Genomic DNA, 17,273 nt, shown 5'->3' on the forward strand with positions numbered 1-17,273 from the left:
GCCACCGAAAGGCTTCGCCATGCAGATCGCCGTCCTCCTGTACGACCGCATCACCGCCCTGGACGCCATCGGCCCGTACGAGACCCTCAGCCGCATCCCGGGCGCCGAGACCGTCTTCGTCGCCGGGCGCACCGGCGAGCACCGCACCGGCTGCGGCTCCCTCGCGCTGACCGCCGACGCCGTGCTGTCCGAGGTCACCGCCCCCGACGTGCTCGTGGTACCCGGCGGCCGTGGCCATGCCGCGCTCATGGACGACGGGCCGCTGCACGACTGGCTGCGCGCCGTGGACACCCGCACCACCTGGACGACCTCCGTCTGCACCGGCTCGCTGCTCCTCGCCGCCGCCGGGCTCCTCAAGGGCCGTCGTGCCACCTCGCACTGGCTCGCGCTCGACCGGCTCCCGTCCTACGGCGCCGAACCGACCGGCGAGCGTGTCGTCTTCGACGGCAAGTACGTGACCGCCGCGGGCGTGTCCTCCGGCATCGACATGGGCCTGGCGCTGGCGGGCCGGATCGCCGGCGACACGTGCGCGCAGACCATCCAGCTCGGCATCGAGTACGACCCGCAGCCGCCGTACGACGCGGGCTCGCCGGAGAAGGCCCCGGCCGGGGCCGTCGCGGAGATGCGGGCCCGGAGCCGGTCCGTCCTGGAGGGATGACACCGGCTCTCACGTCGCCGCCGGCCCGCCGCCGCCCTCCAGTTCCTCCTGCCACAGCAGCTCCGTCAACCGGGCGATCCCCGCGGCCAGATGACGCCGGTACGTCGTCATCGGCAGGCGCAGCAGCTCCGCGGCGCGCGCCTGCGTGCCGGCCGGGCGCAGATACGTGTGGTGCAGCGCCCGGAAGGCCCGGCGGTCCGGCGGCGACGCCTCCAGCGCTGCCGCCGCCGCGCGGAACGCCTCCCGCAGGGCCGCCACCCGCTCCTTCGGGGCCGCTCCCTCCGCCGGGGCCGCCGCGCACCGCCCGGCCACCAGGCGCGTCTCCAACAGCGGTGAGCCGCGCAGCCCGTCCGGCCGTACCAGCTCGCGCAGCGCGTCCCGTACGGCCGCCGCGAACGCCTCCCGGTCCAGGACCCGCAACGGGTCCGACGCCACGGGCGGGGCCACGCTGAACGGATCCTCGGCGCGCTCCCGCTCGGTCAGCATCGCCAGCCACGCCAGCCCCGGCACCCGTCGCCAGTCGTGCACGAACATCCCGAACCGGCGCCCGCCGGAGGTGAAGTCCGCCGCGGGCAGCCGGGCGAAGTCCACGTACGCGCAGCCCGGCTCCCAGAACTCCGGGTCGGCGAACGGCAGCAGCGTCACGGCGGGCCGGTGGCCGGTGAGGTAGTGGTGCGTCAGGCGCAGCGTGATCAGCGTCTGCACGGGGGAGACGGCCTGGTACTCGTCGCGGCTCATCCAGAACCGGACCAGCAACGCCGTCTCCCCCTCGCGCAGTTCACCGTGCGCGGCCAGCCAGCGGCAGGCGGCCCGTACGGCCGGGTCGTCCGGCGCGCCCGGCGGGGGAGCGCCGGTCAGCTCGATCAGCGTGTAGAACCCCGCCGCCACCCCGTCCGGCCCGCGCACGGTGTACGTCGCCGCCTCCGGGCACCGCGACCAGCCGTCGACCAGCCGCGCCGCCTCGATCCCCTCGTGGATCGCGGCGACCGTGCACGCCTCCACCAGCTCGCCGCCGGTCACCGGCCCCGGCGAGACGGTCAGCCGGTCCAGCCGGGCCGCGCCCGCCGCGCCCCGCGCCACCGGCTCCAGCAGCGGCCCGACGACCGGGCTGTCCCGGTGCAGGTACGCGAAGTCCGCCAGCACCGCCCGCTGCCGCCCCCGGTCGTCCTCCTGGGTGAACAGCCGCTGGTAGTACGCGCTCGCCCGGCGGTGCAGCGCCGCCCTGCGCTCCGGGTCGCGCCAGCGCAGCTCCGCGTCCAGCGCGTCCCGCACCAGGTCGTGCGGGTGTACCCCGCGGGCCCCGCTCTCCACGGCGGACAGCCCGCACAGCCAGTCGAAGTACGGCCCGGCGTCGGGCACGTCCAGGAGCGCGGCCAGCAGCGGCTCGGTCGTCGAGAGCACCTGCGAGGACGCCTCCAGCGCGGTGCGGTGCAGCGGCGTGGGCACCGCTTCCAGCAGACTGGCCAGCAGCGCCCGTACGACCTGCGGCGACGGCTCCGGCCCGGCCGCCTCCCCGCCGAGCGCGGCGACGTCCGCCACCAGCGCGAGCGCCAGCGGATACCCGCGGGTGAAGGCCAGCCCCTGCTCCTGCACGGCGGGCGGCACCCCGCGCCGGGTGAGCAGTTCCCGGCTGTCCGCCTCGTCCAGCGGGCCGAGCGGCAGCAGGTGCAGCAGCCCCTGCCACGCCGGGTCCAGGCGCCAGGACAGCGGCGGCGCCGTCCGGCAGGCCAGCGCGACCACCGCGTCGGCGGGCAGCCGGGGCAGCAGCTCACGGTGCACGGTCTCGCCCGCCGCCCGCGCGTCGTCCAGGCCGTCGATGAGCAGCACCAGATCCGGCCGGTCCGGAATGCGCTCCGCCAGTTCCTCCTCGTAGGAGCGCACCCCGGACGCCTCCAGCCGTACGGCGGGCCGCCCGGCGCGCCCGGCGAGCTGCGCGAAGTGGTGCAGCAGCGTGGTCTTGCCGATGCCGCCGGGGCCGTGCACGTACACCACCGCGCCGCGCCCGGCGGCCAGCAGCCCGCGGAAGGCCGCGGTCTCACCGCGGCGGCCGACGAAGCCCTCTTCGCGCGCCGTCGCGAGCCGGTCGCCCAACCGGTCGGACACCCGACAAGTATGTCGCCGAGGTGGCCGGAACGGACCCGCACCGGACGGGAAACGGACACCCGGCGGGCTGCTTTCCGGACGGCGGCCGCCGCTAGCTTTCCGGTGTCGGTCCATCCGGCGACTCAGGGGGGCAGAACAGATGAACCGCACGATCACCACCGTCATGGGCACCGTGTGCGCCGGGGCCGCGGCCGCCGGACTGGCCCTGACGGCCGCCGGCCCGGCCGCCGCCGCACCGTTCTACGGCGGCACGCTGCACCCGGGGGAGCAGCGCTGCGTGCAGCAGGCCGCCCAGCACCAGGTGCGGGCGGACGGCAAGGCCACCGGGCAGGGCGCCAAATTCAAGCTCCAGTACCAGGGCGCGACCGTACCGGGCACCGGCTCGCCCGGCCTGGTCACCGCGTACGGCGCGGAGCTGCGCGACACCTGGCCCGGCTGGCCCGGCGCGGGCGACTACACCGCCTGCGTCACCAACAACGGCACGGCCGACACGAACGTGCGTCTGACGCTCAAGACGGACGGCGAGGTGGGATGACCCGTCTCCCCGTGGCCCGTATCACCGAGCCGTCCAGGTGAAACGCGGCGTCCGGCGTTCGAGGAAAGCGGCGACACCCTCCGCGGTGTCGCCGCTTTCACCTGCCTGCGCCTCCCAGTGGGCCACCCGCTCCGCGTCGGCGGGGCCGTCCGCGAACTCCTTCGCCGCGGCCTGCGTCAGCTGCGACCGGCCCGCCAGTACGGCGGTGAAGGCCGCCACCCGCTGGTCCAGCTCCCCCTCGGGCAGCACCTCGTCCAGCAGCCCGGTCCGCAGCGCCCGCGCACAGTCGATCAACTCGCCCGAGAACAGCAGGTACTTGGCAGCCGACGGGCCCACCAGGCGCACCAGCCGCTGCGTGGCGGAGGCCGGGTAGACGATCCCCAGCTTCGCGGGCGTCACCCCGAACCGGGCGCCCTCCTCCGCGAACCGCAGGTCGCACGCCGCCGCCAGCTGACAGCCGCCGCCCACGCAGTACCCGCGCACCGCCGCCAGCGTCGGCTTCGGGAACGCGGCCAGCGCCTCCTCGGCAGCCGTCGCCAGCCCCTTCTCCGCCCCCGCCGACCCGCGCAGCGACCCGATGTCCGCACCGGCGCAGAAGGTGTCGCCCGCACCCGTCAGCACCAGCACCCGTACGGCACGGTCCGCCGCCAGCCGCTCCAGCAGCGGCGGCAGTTCCCGCCACATCCCCGTCGTCATGGCGTTGCGTTTGGCGGGGTGGCTGAGGGTGACGGTCGCGGTGCCGTCGCTGACACGTGTGATGATGCCCGGTTCCATGCCCCGGATGGTAAGGCGGCCTTCGGGTGGCGCGAGGGCCACCGGGGGCCGCCCGGCCCCGTACGCCAGGGCGCCCACCGGATATCGAGGGGATCGCCGGCAGCGGGCCGGATACGATCGGCGGTCTGATGTCTGCCACCGCTGCCACCCTCGTCGCCAAGTCCCTCGCCGCCGGCCACGGCGAGCGCGTCCTGTTCTCCGGCCTCGACCTGGTGGTCGCGCCGGGGGACGTCGTCGGCCTGGTCGGCGCCAACGGCGCCGGCAAGTCCACCCTGCTGCGCCTGCTGGCCGGGCTGGACACCCCGGAGGAGGGCCGGCTGGCCCTCAGCCCGCCCACCGCCACCGTCGGCCACCTCCCGCAGGAGCCCGACCGGCGCCCCGGGGAGTCGGTACGCGCCTTCCTCGCCCGCCGCACCGGCGTCACGGCCGCCCAGGCCGCCCTGGACGCCGCCACCGAGGCCCTGGTCGAGGAACGGCCCGGCGCCGACGACGCGTACGCCACCGCCCTGGAGCGCTGGCTCTCCCTCGGCGCCGCCGACCTCGACGAACGCGCCGAGGAGACCGCCGCCCAGCTCGGCCTCGCGGTCGGCCTCGACCAGCCGATGACGTCCCTGTCCGGCGGCCAGGCCGCCCGCGCCTCCCTCGCCTCGCTGCTGCTCTCCCGTTACGACGTCTTCCTGCTGGACGAACCCACCAACGACCTCGACCTGGACGGCCTGGCCCGGCTGGAGGAGTTCGTCACCGGACTGCGCGCCGGCACGGTCCTGGTCAGCCACGACCGCGAGTTCCTGACCCGCACGGTCAGCCGCGTCGTCGAACTGGACCTCGCGCAGCAGCAGGTCAACACCTACGGCGGCGGCTACACCGCGTACCTGGAGGAGCGTGAGCGGGCCCGGCGCCACGCCCGCGAGGAGTACGAGGAGTACGCGGACACCAGGGCTGCCCTCGAAACGCGCGCCCGCACCCAGCGCAACTGGATGGAGAAGGGCGTCAAGAACGCCCGGCGCAAGGCCACCGACAACGACAAGATCGGCCGCAAGTTCCGCACCGAGTCCACCGAGAAGCAGGCCGCCAAGGCCAAGCAGACCCAGCGCATGATCGAACGCCTGGACGCCAACGCCGTCGAGGAGCCCCGCAAGGAGTGGGAGCTGCGCATGGAGATCGCCGCCGCGCCGCGCGCGGGCGCGGTCGTGGCCACCCTGCGCGGCGCCGAGGTGCGGCGCGGGGACTTCCGCTTCGGCCCGGTGGACCTCCAGATCGACTGGGCCGACCGGGTCGCGGTCACCGGCCCCAACGGCTCCGGCAAGTCCACCCTGCTCGCCGCCCTGCTGGGCCGGCTGCCGCTGGACGCCGGACACGCCTCTCTGGGGCCCGGCGTCGTCGTCGGCGAGGTCGACCAGGCCCGCGGCGCCTTCCTCGGTGACGAGCCGCTGGCGGACGCCTTCCGTGCGGCCGTACCGGACCTGTCCCCGGCCGACGTACGGACCCTGCTCGCCAAGTTCGGCCTCAAGGCGGCCCACGTGCTGCGGCCCGCCTCGACCCTGTCCCCGGGCGAGCGCACCCGCGCCGCCCTCGCCCTCCTCCAGGGCCGCGGCGTCAACCTCCTGGTCCTGGACGAGCCGACCAACCACCTCGACCTCCCGGCGATCGAGCAGCTGGAGTCCGCCCTCGCCTCCTACGAGGGCACGCTGCTCCTGGTGACGCACGACCGGCGGATGCTGGAAGCGGTGCACACGGACCGGCGTATCGAGGTCGAGGCCGGGCGGATCGCGGAACGCGTTCTCTGAGGGGTTCCGTCCGGCGATTTGGTGTGTGGCCCGGTACCCCGTAGGGTTGGCACAACCGACGCGGGGTGGAGCAGCTCGGTAGCTCGCTGGGCTCATAACCCAGAGGTCGCAGGTTCAAATCCTGTCCCCGCTACTTCCGCAGCAGGCCCGGTGTTCCTCGTGAACACCGGGCCTGCTGTCGTGCGTGCGCTGCCGTTCGTCCTCGTCCCCGGCCTGGTCCCGAGGGGCCGTCCGGTCCCGGAAGGGGCGTCCGCTCCCGGAGGAGCCGTCCGGCCCCGGAAGAGCCGTCCGGCCCCGAAAGAGGTATACCGGGACAAAGGCGTCCGTGAGGAGGGCCGTGATGCTCGGCAGAAGCAGATCCTCGAAGCCGCCGGCGGGTACGACGCCGCCGGGGGCACAGGCGGCGGGCGAGCTGAGGCGCAGCTTCGGCCTGCTGGCGGTGCTCGGGGCGGTCCTGGTGATCGCCGGTCTGGTGGGCCTCGCGTACGTCGGCTTCGCGACGCTCACCTCGATGCTGCTCTTCGGCTGGCTGCTGCTGATCGGCGGCGTGGTCGGGCTGCTGCACGCGGTGCAGTCGCGCGGGGCCGGCTTCTTCTGGCTCGCGGTGATCGTGGCGGCCCTGAACCTCGCCGCGGGGGTGGTCGTCATCCGTCAGCCGGAGGTGGCCGCGGCGGGGCTGACGATGTTCGCGGCGCTGCTGTTCCTCACCGGCGGGGTGTTCCGGCTCGTCGGCGGCGTGGTCGTACGGGGGCCGCAGTTCGGCTGGACGCTGGTGCAGGGGGCCTTCGGCATCCTGCTGGGCGTCCTGGTGCTCGGCGACTGGCCGCACAGCAGCCGCTACGTGATCGGCTGCTTCTTCTCCCTCGCGCTGCTCTTCGACGGGCTCGGGCTGATCGCGATGGGCGTCGGGGGCCGGCGGATCGTCGGTATGGTGGCGGGCGGGCAGGGCCCGCGTACGGGCGCACCGGACGCCACCGGGCGCCCACCGGCCTCGTCCGGCAATCCTTGAACACGAAACAAAAAAGCCAGGACCAGTCGCAGGTCTGATCGCCGATTTCGGAATCGGTCAGAAGGCGTCGATAGAAGCTGACTTGTGTTCAGCGGGCCGGTCCGGACCAGCTCACCACCAACACTCGGAGGGTGAGGACGCCTTCCGGCCCCCCGGCCGAACCCCCCGAGGAGCTGACCGCCGCGCGCGCGTACGAAGGTGTCTGGCGCTTCACCGCACCGGCACTGGAGTCGTCGGTGCCGCAGGCGCGCCACGCGGTCCGGGACCTGCTCGCCCAGCAGCGCGTGCCCGCGGCCGGCGAGATCCTGGATGCCCTGCTGCTGATCGTCTCCGAACTGGTCACCAACGCCGTGCAGCACGCCGCGCTGCTCTCCCCCGAGATCACCGTCGAGATCACCGTCGGCGCCGACTGGGTCAGGACCGCCGTCGAGGACGACCACCCGTACCGCCCCAAGGCCGTCGAGGCGGACGAGGGCGATGTCGGCGGGCGCGGCCTGTGGCTGGTCAAGATGCTCACGGCCGAGGCGGGCGGCAAGTGCGACGTCGCGCACACGGCGAGCGGCGGTAAGGCGGTCTGGGCCGAACTGCCGCTCGCCCCGCCGGCGGGCGGACCTACCAGCCCGCCGCGGGCCCGGTGAGCTCCCGCACGGCGGGCCTGGCCGCGTCCAGCACGGTCATGAACCACGCCGAGAACGGTGCCTCCTCGTGCCGCTCGGCCAGCTCCTGAGGCGTCACGAACGCGATCTCGCCGACCTCCTCGGGGTCCGGCTCCGGCGCGGCCTGCACGAGCCCCACGAACAGGTGGTTGTACTCCTGCTCGACCAGCCCCGACTCCGGGTCCGGATGGTTGTAGCGCACCGTACCGGCCTCGCCGAGCAGCGCCGGGGCGACGCCCAGCTCCTCGGCGGTACGCCGCGCCGCCGCGGCGAACGGGGTCTCGCCCGGGTACGGGTGGCCGCAGCAGGTGTTGGACCAGACGCCGGGCGAGTGGTACTTGCCCAGCGCCCGCCGCTGGAGCAGCAGCCGCCCTCTGTCGTCGAAGAGGAAGACCGAGAACGCCCGGTGCAGCAGGCCGGGCGGCTGGTGGGCGGTGAGCTTCTCCTCGGTGCCGATCGTCGTGCCGTTCTCGTCGACAAGCTCCAGCAAGATCGGTTCGGCGGTGCCGCCCGGTGGGTTCACCGCCGTCGTCCCGGCGGTCTGTCCATTGGCAGGTGTGATCGGCATGCCCATCCTTGTCGTCGGTCTCCTCGCCGCTCAAGTCTGCCCTAGCCGCGCCCGCATCATGGGCACAGCTGCGCCTCGTGCGCCGCGTGGCCGCCCGGCTCCAGCTGGAAGGTGCAGTGCCCGACGTCGAAGTGGCCGCCCAGGCAGCCGCGCAGGGTGTGCAGCATCTTCTCGTGCCCCGTCGCGTCCAGGACGTCCGGTGCGACGACCACATGGGCGGAGAGCACCGGCATCCCGGACGTGATCGTCCAGGCGTGCAGATCGTGGACGTCCTCGACGCCCGGCAGCGCCAGCAGGTGCGCCCGTACCTCTGTCATGTCCACGTTTTTGGGGGCGGTCTCCAGCAGTACGTCCAGCGACTCGCGGAACAGCTTCCAGGTACGCGGCACGATCATCAGCCCGATCACGACGGACGCGACCGGGTCGGCCGCCGGCCATCCCGTGACGGTGACCAGCAGCGCCGCCACGATGACCGCCACCGACCCCAGCGCGTCCGCCGTCACCTCCAGGAAGGCGCCGCGCACGTTGAGGCTGTCCCGCTGCCCGCGCATCAGCAGGGCCAGCGACACCAGATTCGCCACCAGCCCGACAGCGCCGAAGACCATCGTCGTGCCGCCCTCGATCCCCACCGGCTCGAAGAACCGCGGCACCGCCGTGACCAGTACGTACCCGCCGACGCCGAACAGCAGCAGCGCGTTGGCCACCGCCGCGAGGATCTCGGCGCGGGCGAGCCCGAACGTGCGCTGCGGCGACGGCGGCCGGTTCGCGAAGCGGATCGCGACCAGCGCCATCGTCAGCCCCACCACGTCGGTGGCCATGTGCCCCGCGTCGGCGAGCAGCGCCAGCGAGCCCGTGACCACGCTCCCGATGATCTCGGCGACCATGACGCCCGAGGTCAACGCCAGCGCCCCGAGCAACCGCCCCCGATACGCCGCGGCCGCCGTACCGGCCCCGTGATCATGCCCTGCACCCATGCGGTCCGCCTCCCGTCCGCTGCCGTCGCCCTTGCAGTGAACTACGGGTGGGGGGTATGTGGCAACGCGGGCCTGAACACCGTTGTCATCTCACTGACCTGCGACGATGCGGGGCGGACCGGACAGCGACTCCGGCGCGCTTCCCGGTCGCCGGGGCGCGGGGCAGCTCTGCTTGGCGGTGCGTTCCGCCGCGCTTCGCGTCCGCTCCCGCTGGGTAGGCCCCCGGTGGGGGAAATGGGGCGTTCGATTCGCCCCGTAAGGAGCCTCGCGGAGCCCGGAGGGCCCGGACTCTACGGCCCGCCTGCGACAGGCTCCGCCGCTCTCCGGCCCGGTCCGTCTGGCCCAGTCCGTCTGGTCCGCTCGATCCGGACCGGTGCCCGCCCGGCCCGCCCGGACCGGTGGCCGCTCGCCCGGCCCGGTGCCCGCCCGGCTCATCCAGTGCCCACCGTGCCGGCCGCCCCACTCCTGCCGGAGGCCCTCCTGCGCGCTTCGCGTCCGCTCCCGCTGGGTAAGCCCCCGATGGGGGGAATGAGGCGTTCGATTTGACCTGTAGGGGCGCCGTTCGGCCCGGCGGGACGTCACCCCACCCCCACGCCCGGCCGCGCCCGGCGCGCCACGCGCCCGGCTCGCACCCGTCCCGCACCCGTCCCGCCCCCGCACCCGTCCCGCCCCCGCCCTCGCCACCCACCGCCCCCCTCACCACCCACCGCCCCCCTCACCACCCACCACCCCCCTCACCCCCCACCCGGCAATTCGCCCACACCTGCCCAGTCGTGGCATAACTGGCGTGATGGGTGGGCGGCAGTTGTTCCTGGGTGCGTTGATCGACCATGATGATCGCGGCAGGCGCAGCCCGCGGTCACTCGATCGTGCGGTGAATGCGCGGTGAACGGCCGCATCCGGCGATCCGATAGCCTCTGCCGACGTGCCCACCCACCCCCGCGGGGCCAGGTGTGCCACGCCCGCTGCCCGGGTAGCCCGTATCGAATGCGGACCGACCGGCGCGGCCTCGCCAGCTTCCAAGGAGTGAGTTCGTCTGTCGACCGCCATCCTCACCGGTCCGCCGGTCGCCGGGTCGCCGCTCGAAGCCGCCCTGCGCTCGCTGGGTTTCGACGTCCGTACGGCGGACGGTGCCGCGGCCGTGGCCGACGCGCTCGCCGCGGTCCCGGCCGATGAACGCGTCGCCGTCGTCGACCCCCGTTTCGTGGGCCACCTGCACAGTCTCCGGCTGGCGCTGACCGACCCGCGGTTCCCGGCCGCCGCCGTACCGGGCGCCGTCACCGCGCAGCCCGAGGCACGTGCCGCGCTCCAGCGCGCCGCCACCGCGGTGCCCGCCGGGCCCGGCACCCGCTACCGCGTGGACGTCCTCCCGGACGCGCTCGCCGAGACGATGGAGGCCGGGGACGCCGCGCCGCACCGCGTCGAGCTGGGCAGTCTGGTCGCGGCCGTGCCGCTGACGCCCGCCGAGCGCGCCACGGCCGAGGAGGCCGTCGCCGCCGTCGACGACGAGGCCGTACGGCTGCGTACCGCCGTGAAGGCCCGCGACGGCTTCTTCACCACCTTCTGCATCAGCCCGTACTCCCGCTACCTCGCCCGCTGGTGCGCGCGCCGCGGCCTGACCCCGAACCAGGTCACCACGGCATCGCTGCTCACCGCAGTGATCGCGGCGGGCTGCGCGGCCACCGGCAGCCGTGGCGGCTTCATCGCCGCGGGGCTGCTGCTGCTCTTCTCCTTCGTCCTGGACTGCACCGACGGGCAGCTCGCCCGCTACTCGCTCCAGTACTCGACGATGGGTGCCTGGCTCGACGCGACCTTCGACCGTGCGAAGGAGTACGCGTACTACGCGGGCCTCGCGCTCGGCGCGGCGCGCGGCGGCGACGACGTGTGGGCCCTGGCGCTGGGTGCCATGGTGCTCCAGACCTGCCGGCATGTCGTCGACTTCTCGTTCAACGAGGCGAACCACGACGCCACCGGCAACACCAGCCCCACCGCGGCGCTGTCCGACCGGCTCGACAGCGTCGGCTGGACGGTCTGGGTACGCCGGATGATCGTGCTGCCCATCGGCGAGCGCTGGGCCATGATCGCCGTACTGACCGCCTGCACCACCCCGCGCATCGTCTTCTACGCGCTGCTCATCGGCTGCGCCCTGGCCGCCTGCTACACCACGGCGGGCCGGGTACTGCGCTCGCTGACGCGGCGCGCGCGGCGGACCGACCGGGCAGCGGCCGCACTCGCCGAGCTGGCGGACTCCGGGTCGCCGGCGGAACTGGCCGCCAAGGGCCCGGCCGCCGGCGGTTCGGTCTCCGCGCCCCTGATGGCTTTCGCGGGCGTGGCGTTCCTCATGGCGCAGCTCGCGTGGAGCGACGCCGGCAGCTGGTGGCCGGTTGTGGGCGCGGCCGTGTACGCGGCGTTCGCCGGTGCCGCCGTCGCCCGCCCCCTCAAGGGCCCCCTCGACTGGCTCGTCCCGCCCCTGTTCCGCGCGGGTGAGTACGTCGCCATCCTGGTGGTGGCGGCCCGCTCGGACGCCGACCAGGCGCTGCCCGCGGCGTTCGGGCTGGTCGCGGCGGTCGCCTACCATCACTACGACACCGTCTACCGCATCCGCGTCGGCACGGGGGCCCCGCCGCGTTGGCTGGTGCGGGCGGCCGGCGGGCACGAGGGGCGCACGTTGCTCGTCGTCCTCCTGGCGGCCCTGCTGCACGGCTCAGGTTTCACAATCGCGCTGACGGTCCTGGCACTGGTCCTGGCGCTGCTGGTGCTCGTGGAGAGCATCCGCTTCTGGGTGTCCTCCGGAGCACCCGCCGTACACGATGAAGGAGAACCCGCATGATCGGCCTCGTGCTGGCCGCCGGCGCCGGACGGCGTCTGCGTCCCTACACCGACACCCTGCCCAAGGCGCTGGTGCCGGTCGATGGTGACACCACCATCCTGGACCTGACGCTCGGCAACTTCGCCGAGATCGGCCTGACCGAGGTCGCGATCATCGTCGGCTACCGCAAGGAGGCCGTGTACGAGCGCAAGGCCGCGCTGGAGCAGAAGTACGGCCTCACGCTCACCCTCATCGACAACGACAAGGCCGAGGAGTGGAACAACGCCTACTCCCTGTGGTGCGGCCGGGACGCGATCAAGCACGACGTGATCCTCGCCAACGGTGACACCGTGCACCCGGTCTCGGTCGAGAAGACGCTGCTGGCCGCCCGCGGCAACGGCCAGAAGATCATCCTGGCGCTGGACACGGTCAAGCAGCTCGCCGACGAGGAGATGAAGGTCGTCGTCGACCCCGACAAGGGCGTCCAGAAGATCACCAAGCTGATGGACCCGGCCGAGGCCACCGGTGAGTACATCGGCGTCACCCTCATCGAGGGCTCGGCCGCCGAGGAGCTCGCGGACGCGCTGAAGACCACCTTCGAGCGCGACCCCGACCTGTACTACGAGGACGGCTACCAGGAGCTGGTCAACCGCGGCTTCCAGGTCGACGTGGCACCGATCGGCGAGGTCAAGTGGGTCGAGATCGACAACCACGACGACCTCGCGAAGGGCCGTGAGATCGCATGCCAGTACTGACCCGCCTGATTCCGTCCCCGGTCGTCGTCGACATCAGCGCCGGCGCACTGGACGACCTGGCGGGCCTGCTGGCCGATCAGCGCATCTCCGCGTCCGGGAAGCTGGCCGTCGCGATCAGCGGCGGCTCCGGGGCCCGGCTGCGCGAGCGGCTGGCCCCGGCGCTGCCCGGCGCCGACTGGTACGAGGTCGGCGGCGGCACGCTGGACGAGGCGATCAAGCTCGGCGACGCCATGAAGAAGGGCCACTACGACGCGGTCGTGGGCCTGGGCGGCGGCAAGATCATCGACTGTGCGAAGTACGCGGCGGCCCGCATCGGCCTGCCGCTGGTCGCCGTCGCGACGAACCTGTCGCACGACGGCCTGTGCTCGCCGGTCGCCACCCTCGACAACGACGCGGGCCGCGGTTCGTACGGCGTGCCCAACCCGATCGCCGTGGTGATCGACCTGGACGTCATCCGCGAGGCCCCGGTCCGCTTCGTACGGTCCGGGATCGGCGACGCCATCTCCAACATCTCCGCCGTCGCGGACTGGGAGCTGTCGCACCGCGAGACCGGCGAGAACATCGACGGGCTGGCCGCCGCCATGGCGCGCCAGGCCGGCGAGGCCGTGCTGCGCCACCCCGGCGGCGTCGGCGACGACGGCTTCCTCCAGGTGCTGGCCGAGGGCCTGGTCCTCACCGGCATCTCGATGTCCGTGGCGGGCGACAGCCGCCCGGCCTCCGGCGCCTGCCACGAGATCAACCACGCCTTCGACATCCTGTACCCGAAGCGGGCGGCGAGCCACGGCGAGCAGTGCGGCCTCGGTGCCGCCTTCGCCACGCACCTGCGCGGGGACAAGGAGACCTGCGGGCTGATGATCGAGGTGCTGCGGCGGCACGGCCTGCCGGTGACGCCCGGCGAGATCGGCTTCAGCGACGAGGAGTTCGTCCGGGCCGTCGAGTACGCGCCGCAGACCCGCCCCGGCCGCTACACCATCCTCGAACACCTCGACCTGTCCACCGACCAGATCAGGGACGCATACGCCGACTATGCACAAGCCGTCCGTAGCTGAACTCCGCCCGGTCGTGCACCCCGAGGGTGTCAAGGACCGGCGCAGCGGTGAGCACTGGGCCGGTCGCCTGTACATGCGGGAGATCTCGCTGCGCTGCGACCGGTACCTGGTGAACACCAGGATCACGCCGAACCAGCTCACCTATGTGATGACCCTCTGCGGTGTCCTCGCCGCCCCGGCCCTGCTGGTGCCGGGCGTCTGGGGGGCCGTGCTCGGGGTGGTGATGGTCCAGCTCTACCTGCTGCTCGACTGCGTCGACGGTGAGGTGGCCCGCTGGAAGAAGCAGTTCTCGCTCGGCGGGGTCTACCTGGACCGGGTCGGCGCCTACCTCACCGACGCCGCCGTGCTGGTCGGCTTCGGCCTGCGCGCCGCCGACCTGTGGGGTTCCGGGCGGATCGACTGGCTGTGGGCCTTCCTCGGCACCCTCGCCGCCCTCGGCGCCATCCTGATCAAGGCCGAGACCGACCTGGTCGGCGTGGCCCGGCACCAGGGCGGACTGCCGCCGGTCAAGGAAGCGGCGTCCGAACCGCGCTCGTCCGGCATGGCGCTGGCCCGCAAGGCCGCCGCGGCGCTCAAGTTCCACCGGCTGATCCTCGGCATCGAGGCGTCGCTGGTGATCCTGCTGCTGGCGGTCGTGGACGCGGTGCGGGACGACCTGTTCTTCTCGCGGCTCGGTGTCGCGGTGATGGCCGGTATCGCGCTGCTCCAGACCGTGCTGCACCTGGTGTCCATTCTCGCCTCCAGCAGGCTCAAGTGACGGGGGCGCGCGAGATGAAGGTCGGCGCCGTCGTCCTGACCATGGGCAACCGCCCCGAGGAGCTGCGCGCACTGCTCGACTCGGTCGCCAAGCAGCACGGCGACCCCATCGAGGTGGTGGTTGTCGGCAACGGCTCGCCGCTGCCGCCGCTGCCCGAGGGCGTACGGACCGTGGAGCTGCCGGAGAACGTCGGCATCCCCGCCGGGCGCAACGTCGGCATCGAGGCCTTCGGACCGGGCGGCAGCGAGGTGGACGTGCTGCTGTTCCTGGACGACGACGGGCTGCTGGACCGGCCGGACACGGCCGCGCTGTGCCGCGAGGCGTTCACCCGCGACAAGAAGCTCGGCATCATCAGCTTCCGCATCGCGGACCCGGAGACGGGGGAGACCCAGCGTCGGCACGTGCCGCGGCTGCGCGCCTCCGACCCGATGCGGTCCTCCCGCGTCACCACCTTCCTGGGCGGCGCGAACGCGGTGCGCACGAAGGTCTTCGAGGAGGTCGGCGGGCTGCCCGACGACTTCTTCTACGCCCATGAGGAGACCGACCTGGCCTGGCGGGCCCTGGACGCGGGCTGGCTGATCGACTACCGGGCGGACATGGTGCTGCTGCACCCCACGCACGCCCCCAGCCGGCACGCGGTCTACCACCGTATGGTGGCCCGCAACCGGGTCTGGCTGGCCCGCCGTAACCTTCCGGCTCCGCTGGTTCCGGTCTATCTCGGTGTCTGGTTCCTGCTCACCCTGGCCCGGCGGCCCTCGCGGCCCGCGCTGCGTGCCTGGCTGGGCGGCTTCAAGGAGGGCTGGGCCACGTCCTGTGGTCCCCGGCGCCCCATGAAGTGGCGTACCGTGTGGCGCCTGACCCGGCTGGGCCGCCCACCCGTCATCTGACAAGCTCGTATCTGAGAGCATCAGGCGCGAACCCGGGGCACGGCCCCGGCAGCGCACCTTGAGGACGAAAGTGTCAACAGTGAGCGAGACTACGCACGACGGTGCGGTCGCCATGAGTGCCCCGCCATCATCCGACGACGGGCTGTCCCGTGCCGAGCTGGCCCGCAAGTACGGGCTGACGCAGAGCGGGGCCCGGCCCAGCCTGCCGGAGTACGTGCGGCAGCTGTGGGACCGGCGGCACTTCATTTCCGCCTTCTCCAGCGCGAAGCTGACCGCTCAGTACAGCCAGGCGAAGCTGGGCCAGGTGTGGCAGGTGGTGACGCCCCTGCTGAACGCGCTCGTGTACTACCTCATCTTCGGCCTGCTGATCGGGACCAGCCGGGGGGTGGCGGACTACGTGCCCTTCCTGGTCACCGGCGTCTTCATCTTCACCTTCACGCAGAGCTCGGTGATGGCCGGCACCCGCGCGATCTCCGGCAACCTGGGCCTGGTGCGCGCCCTGCACTTCCCGCGCGCCTGCCTGCCCATCTCGTTCTGCCTGATGCAGCTCCAGCAGCTGCTGTTCTCGATGGGTGTGCTGGTCCTCATCCTGCTGGGCTACGGACAGGTGCCCACCTGGTCGTGGCTGCTGGCGATCCCGGCCCTGGTGCTCCAGTTCGTCTTCAACACCGGGCTCGCCATGGTCATGGCCCGCCTGGGCAGCAAGACCCCCGACCTGGCGCAGCTGATGCCCTTCATCATGCGGACGTGGATGTACGCGTCCGGCGTGATGTTCAGCATCGACGTGATCCTCAAGGAGAAGGCCGTCCCCGCCTTCGTGCACGTCGTGCTGGACTGCAACCCGGCCGTGGTCTTCATCGACCTGATGCGCTTCGCGCTGATCGACAGCTTCACCGCCGACAAGCTGCCCCCGCACGTGTGGCCGCTGGCCGTGGGCTGGGCGCTGGTGATGGGCATCGCCGGCTTCGTGTACTTCTGGAAGGCTGAGGAGCGGTACGGCCGTGGCTGAGCAAGAGGACGCCGTGCAGACGGCGGACGGGAACCGCGTCCCCACCGTGATCGCGGACGACCTGCACATCGTGTACCGGGTCTACGGCACCGGAGCGGGCAAGGGCAGCGCCACCGCGGCCCTGAACCGCATCATCCGCCGCAAGCCCTCCAGCGGGGTGCGCGAGGTGCACGCGGTCAAGGGCGTCAGCTTCACCGCGTACCGCGGCGAGTCGATCGGCCTGATCGGCTCGAACGGCTCCGGCAAGTCGACGCTGCTCAAGGCCGTCGCCGGCCTGCTGCCCGCGGAGCGCGGCAAGGTCTACTCGCACGGCCAGCCGTCGCTGCTGGGCGTGAACGCCGCCCTGATGAACGACCTGACCGGCGAGAAGAACGTCATCCTCGGCGGCCTGGCGATGGGCATGTCCCGTGAGCAGGTGCGCGAGCGCTACCAGAGCATCGTCGACTTCTCCGGCATCAACGAGAAGGGCGACTTCATCTCGCTGCCGATGCGGACGTACTCCTCCGGCATGGGGGCGCGGCTGCGCTTCTCCATCGCGGCGGCCAAGGACCACGACGTCCTGATGATCGACGAGGCGCTGGCGACCGGCGACCGGGCGTTCCAGAAGCGCTCCGAGGCCCGCATCCGCGAGCTGCGCAAGGAGGCCGGTACGGTCTTCCTGGTCAGCCACAACAACAAGTCGATCAGGGACACCTGCGACCGGGTGCTGTGGCTGGAGAAGGGCGAGCTGCTGATGGACGGCCCGACCGACGAGGTGATCAAGGCGTACGAGAAGGAGACGGGCAAGTAGCCCGCAGCGCGCCGCACGGCCCCCGCGAGTCCGGCTCGCGGGGGCCGTTGATCGTCACGGGCCGGCCGCGGAAGGCCGGGCCCCGGTCAGGAGATCGTTAACAGATGGTCAACTCCGCTGGTTCCGGGAACAGTTCACGGTATGTGGATGTTG

16 protein-coding genes and 1 tRNA gene are annotated in these 17,273 nt (G+C 72.9%); 13 read left to right on the top strand and 4 right to left on the bottom strand.

The genetic code is table 11. From position 1 onward, the window contains the following. The first annotated feature begins 19 nt into the window (after positions 1 to 19). On the top strand, positions 20 to 658 hold the full coding sequence (locus AB0L45_RS17600) for a DJ-1/PfpI family protein (RefSeq protein WP_365840758.1): 639 nt from the start codon (positions 20 to 22) through the stop codon (positions 656 to 658). A gap of 9 nt (positions 659 to 667) precedes the next feature. On the opposite strand, the gene AB0L45_RS17605 is transcribed toward AB0L45_RS17600, so the two are convergent. Beyond that, positions 668 to 2,761 (bottom strand): ATP-binding protein, encoded by a 2,094-nt coding sequence (locus AB0L45_RS17605; RefSeq protein ID WP_365840760.1) that lies wholly within the window; start codon positions 2,759 to 2,761, stop codon positions 668 to 670. 139 nt (positions 2,762 to 2,900) lie between these two features. Between AB0L45_RS17605 and AB0L45_RS17610 the strand changes: the two genes are divergently transcribed. Continuing rightward, positions 2,901 to 3,296 (top strand): hypothetical protein, encoded by a 396-nt coding sequence (locus AB0L45_RS17610; RefSeq protein ID WP_365840762.1) that lies wholly within the window; start codon positions 2,901 to 2,903, stop codon positions 3,294 to 3,296. Positions 3,297 to 3,317: 21 nt separating this feature from the next. On the opposite strand, the gene AB0L45_RS17615 is transcribed toward AB0L45_RS17610, so the two are convergent. Further along, on the bottom strand, positions 3,318 to 4,070 hold the full coding sequence (locus AB0L45_RS17615) for an enoyl-CoA hydratase/isomerase family protein (protein ID WP_365840764.1): 753 nt from the start codon (positions 4,068 to 4,070) through the stop codon (positions 3,318 to 3,320). Between the two features lie 128 nt (positions 4,071 to 4,198). Between AB0L45_RS17615 and AB0L45_RS17620 the strand changes: the two genes are divergently transcribed. The 4 genes from AB0L45_RS17620 to AB0L45_RS17635 all read left to right on the top strand — a co-directional run bounded on the left by AB0L45_RS17620 (position 4,199) and on the right by AB0L45_RS17635 (position 7,504). Then, positions 4,199 to 5,857, top strand: coding sequence for an ABC-F family ATP-binding cassette domain-containing protein (locus tag AB0L45_RS17620; protein WP_365840766.1), 1,659 nt, complete (start codon positions 4,199 to 4,201; stop codon positions 5,855 to 5,857). A gap of 59 nt (positions 5,858 to 5,916) precedes the next feature. After that, positions 5,917 to 5,990, top strand: a tRNA-Met gene (locus AB0L45_RS17625). A 207-nt stretch (positions 5,991 to 6,197) separates the two neighbouring features. After that, positions 6,198 to 6,866 carry an HdeD family acid-resistance protein gene (locus tag AB0L45_RS17630; RefSeq protein WP_365840767.1) on the top strand — a complete coding sequence of 223 codons (669 nt, stop codon included), beginning with the start codon at positions 6,198 to 6,200 and terminating at the stop codon, positions 6,864 to 6,866. 131 nt (positions 6,867 to 6,997) lie between these two features. Continuing rightward, positions 6,998 to 7,504 carry an ATP-binding protein gene (locus AB0L45_RS17635; protein ID WP_365840769.1) on the top strand — a complete coding sequence of 169 codons (507 nt, stop codon included), beginning with the start codon at positions 6,998 to 7,000 and terminating at the stop codon, positions 7,502 to 7,504. Here AB0L45_RS17635 and idi read toward each other — a convergent pair. Continuing rightward, positions 7,479 to 8,090 carry an isopentenyl-diphosphate Delta-isomerase gene (gene idi, locus AB0L45_RS17640; RefSeq protein WP_365840771.1) on the bottom strand — a complete coding sequence of 204 codons (612 nt, stop codon included), beginning with the start codon at positions 8,088 to 8,090 and terminating at the stop codon, positions 7,479 to 7,481. The genes AB0L45_RS17635 and idi overlap by 26 nt on opposite strands. Positions 8,091 to 8,146: 56 nt before the next feature. Continuing rightward, a complete protein-coding gene (locus AB0L45_RS17645) occupies positions 8,147 to 9,064 on the bottom strand; it encodes a cation diffusion facilitator family transporter (RefSeq protein WP_365840773.1) in 918 nt (305 codons plus the stop codon). Positions 9,065 to 10,100: 1,036 nt separating this feature from the next. Between AB0L45_RS17645 and AB0L45_RS17650 the strand changes: the two genes are divergently transcribed. The 7 genes from AB0L45_RS17650 (at position 10,101) to AB0L45_RS17680 (ending at position 17,120) form a co-directional block, all read left to right on the top strand. Then, complete coding sequence (locus tag AB0L45_RS17650; protein ID WP_365840976.1) at positions 10,101 to 11,894, top strand: DUF5941 domain-containing protein; 1,794 nt, start codon at positions 10,101 to 10,103, stop codon at positions 11,892 to 11,894. Next, a complete protein-coding gene (locus tag AB0L45_RS17655; RefSeq protein WP_365840775.1) occupies positions 11,891 to 12,628 on the top strand; it encodes a phosphocholine cytidylyltransferase family protein in 738 nt (245 codons plus the stop codon). Before AB0L45_RS17650 ends, AB0L45_RS17655 begins: the two co-directional genes overlap by 4 nt. Beyond that, positions 12,616 to 13,677 carry an iron-containing alcohol dehydrogenase family protein gene (locus AB0L45_RS17660; protein WP_365840777.1) on the top strand — a complete coding sequence of 354 codons (1,062 nt, stop codon included), beginning with the start codon at positions 12,616 to 12,618 and terminating at the stop codon, positions 13,675 to 13,677. Before AB0L45_RS17655 ends, AB0L45_RS17660 begins: the two co-directional genes overlap by 13 nt. Then, on the top strand, positions 13,655 to 14,434 hold the full coding sequence (locus tag AB0L45_RS17665; RefSeq protein WP_365840779.1) for a CDP-alcohol phosphatidyltransferase family protein: 780 nt from the start codon (positions 13,655 to 13,657) through the stop codon (positions 14,432 to 14,434). Before AB0L45_RS17660 ends, AB0L45_RS17665 begins: the two co-directional genes overlap by 23 nt. A gap of 14 nt (positions 14,435 to 14,448) precedes the next feature. Further along, positions 14,449 to 15,321: a glycosyltransferase gene (locus tag AB0L45_RS17670; RefSeq protein WP_365840978.1), complete on the top strand. Its 873-nt coding sequence runs from the start codon at positions 14,449 to 14,451 to the stop codon at positions 15,319 to 15,321. A 79-nt stretch (positions 15,322 to 15,400) separates the two neighbouring features. Further along, positions 15,401 to 16,330, top strand: coding sequence for an ABC transporter permease (locus AB0L45_RS17675; protein ID WP_365840781.1), 930 nt, complete (start codon positions 15,401 to 15,403; stop codon positions 16,328 to 16,330). Further along, positions 16,323 to 17,120, top strand: coding sequence for an ABC transporter ATP-binding protein (locus AB0L45_RS17680; protein ID WP_365840783.1), 798 nt, complete (start codon positions 16,323 to 16,325; stop codon positions 17,118 to 17,120). Before AB0L45_RS17675 ends, AB0L45_RS17680 begins: the two co-directional genes overlap by 8 nt. The last annotated feature ends 153 nt before the right edge of the window (positions 17,121 to 17,273 follow it).

The sequence above is a fragment of the Streptomyces sp. NPDC052496 genome (assembly GCF_040679095.1).
In the GTDB taxonomy this organism is placed as follows: domain Bacteria; phylum Actinomycetota; class Actinomycetes; order Streptomycetales; family Streptomycetaceae; genus Streptomyces.

Coding starts and splice junctions, on each gene's coding strand:
- AB0L45_RS17600 (WP_365840758.1), top strand. CDS start 20: ATGCAGATCGCCGTCCTCCTGTACGACCGCATCACCGCCCTGGACGCC.
- AB0L45_RS17610 (WP_365840762.1), top strand. CDS start 2,901: ATGAACCGCACGATCACCACCGTCATGGGCACCGTGTGCGCCGGGGCC.
- AB0L45_RS17615 (WP_365840764.1), bottom strand. CDS start 4,070: ATGGAACCGGGCATCATCACACGTGTCAGCGACGGCACCGCGACCGTC.
- AB0L45_RS17620 (WP_365840766.1), top strand. CDS start 4,199: ATGTCTGCCACCGCTGCCACCCTCGTCGCCAAGTCCCTCGCCGCCGGC.
- AB0L45_RS17630 (WP_365840767.1), top strand. CDS start 6,198: ATGCTCGGCAGAAGCAGATCCTCGAAGCCGCCGGCGGGTACGACGCCG.
- idi (WP_365840771.1), bottom strand. CDS start 8,090: ATGCCGATCACACCTGCCAATGGACAGACCGCCGGGACGACGGCGGTG.
- AB0L45_RS17645 (WP_365840773.1), bottom strand. CDS start 9,064: ATGGGTGCAGGGCATGATCACGGGGCCGGTACGGCGGCCGCGGCGTAT.
- AB0L45_RS17655 (WP_365840775.1), top strand. CDS start 11,891: ATGATCGGCCTCGTGCTGGCCGCCGGCGCCGGACGGCGTCTGCGTCCC.
- AB0L45_RS17660 (WP_365840777.1), top strand. CDS start 12,616: ATGCCAGTACTGACCCGCCTGATTCCGTCCCCGGTCGTCGTCGACATC.
- AB0L45_RS17665 (WP_365840779.1), top strand. CDS start 13,655: ATGCACAAGCCGTCCGTAGCTGAACTCCGCCCGGTCGTGCACCCCGAG.
- AB0L45_RS17670 (WP_365840978.1), top strand. CDS start 14,449: ATGAAGGTCGGCGCCGTCGTCCTGACCATGGGCAACCGCCCCGAGGAG.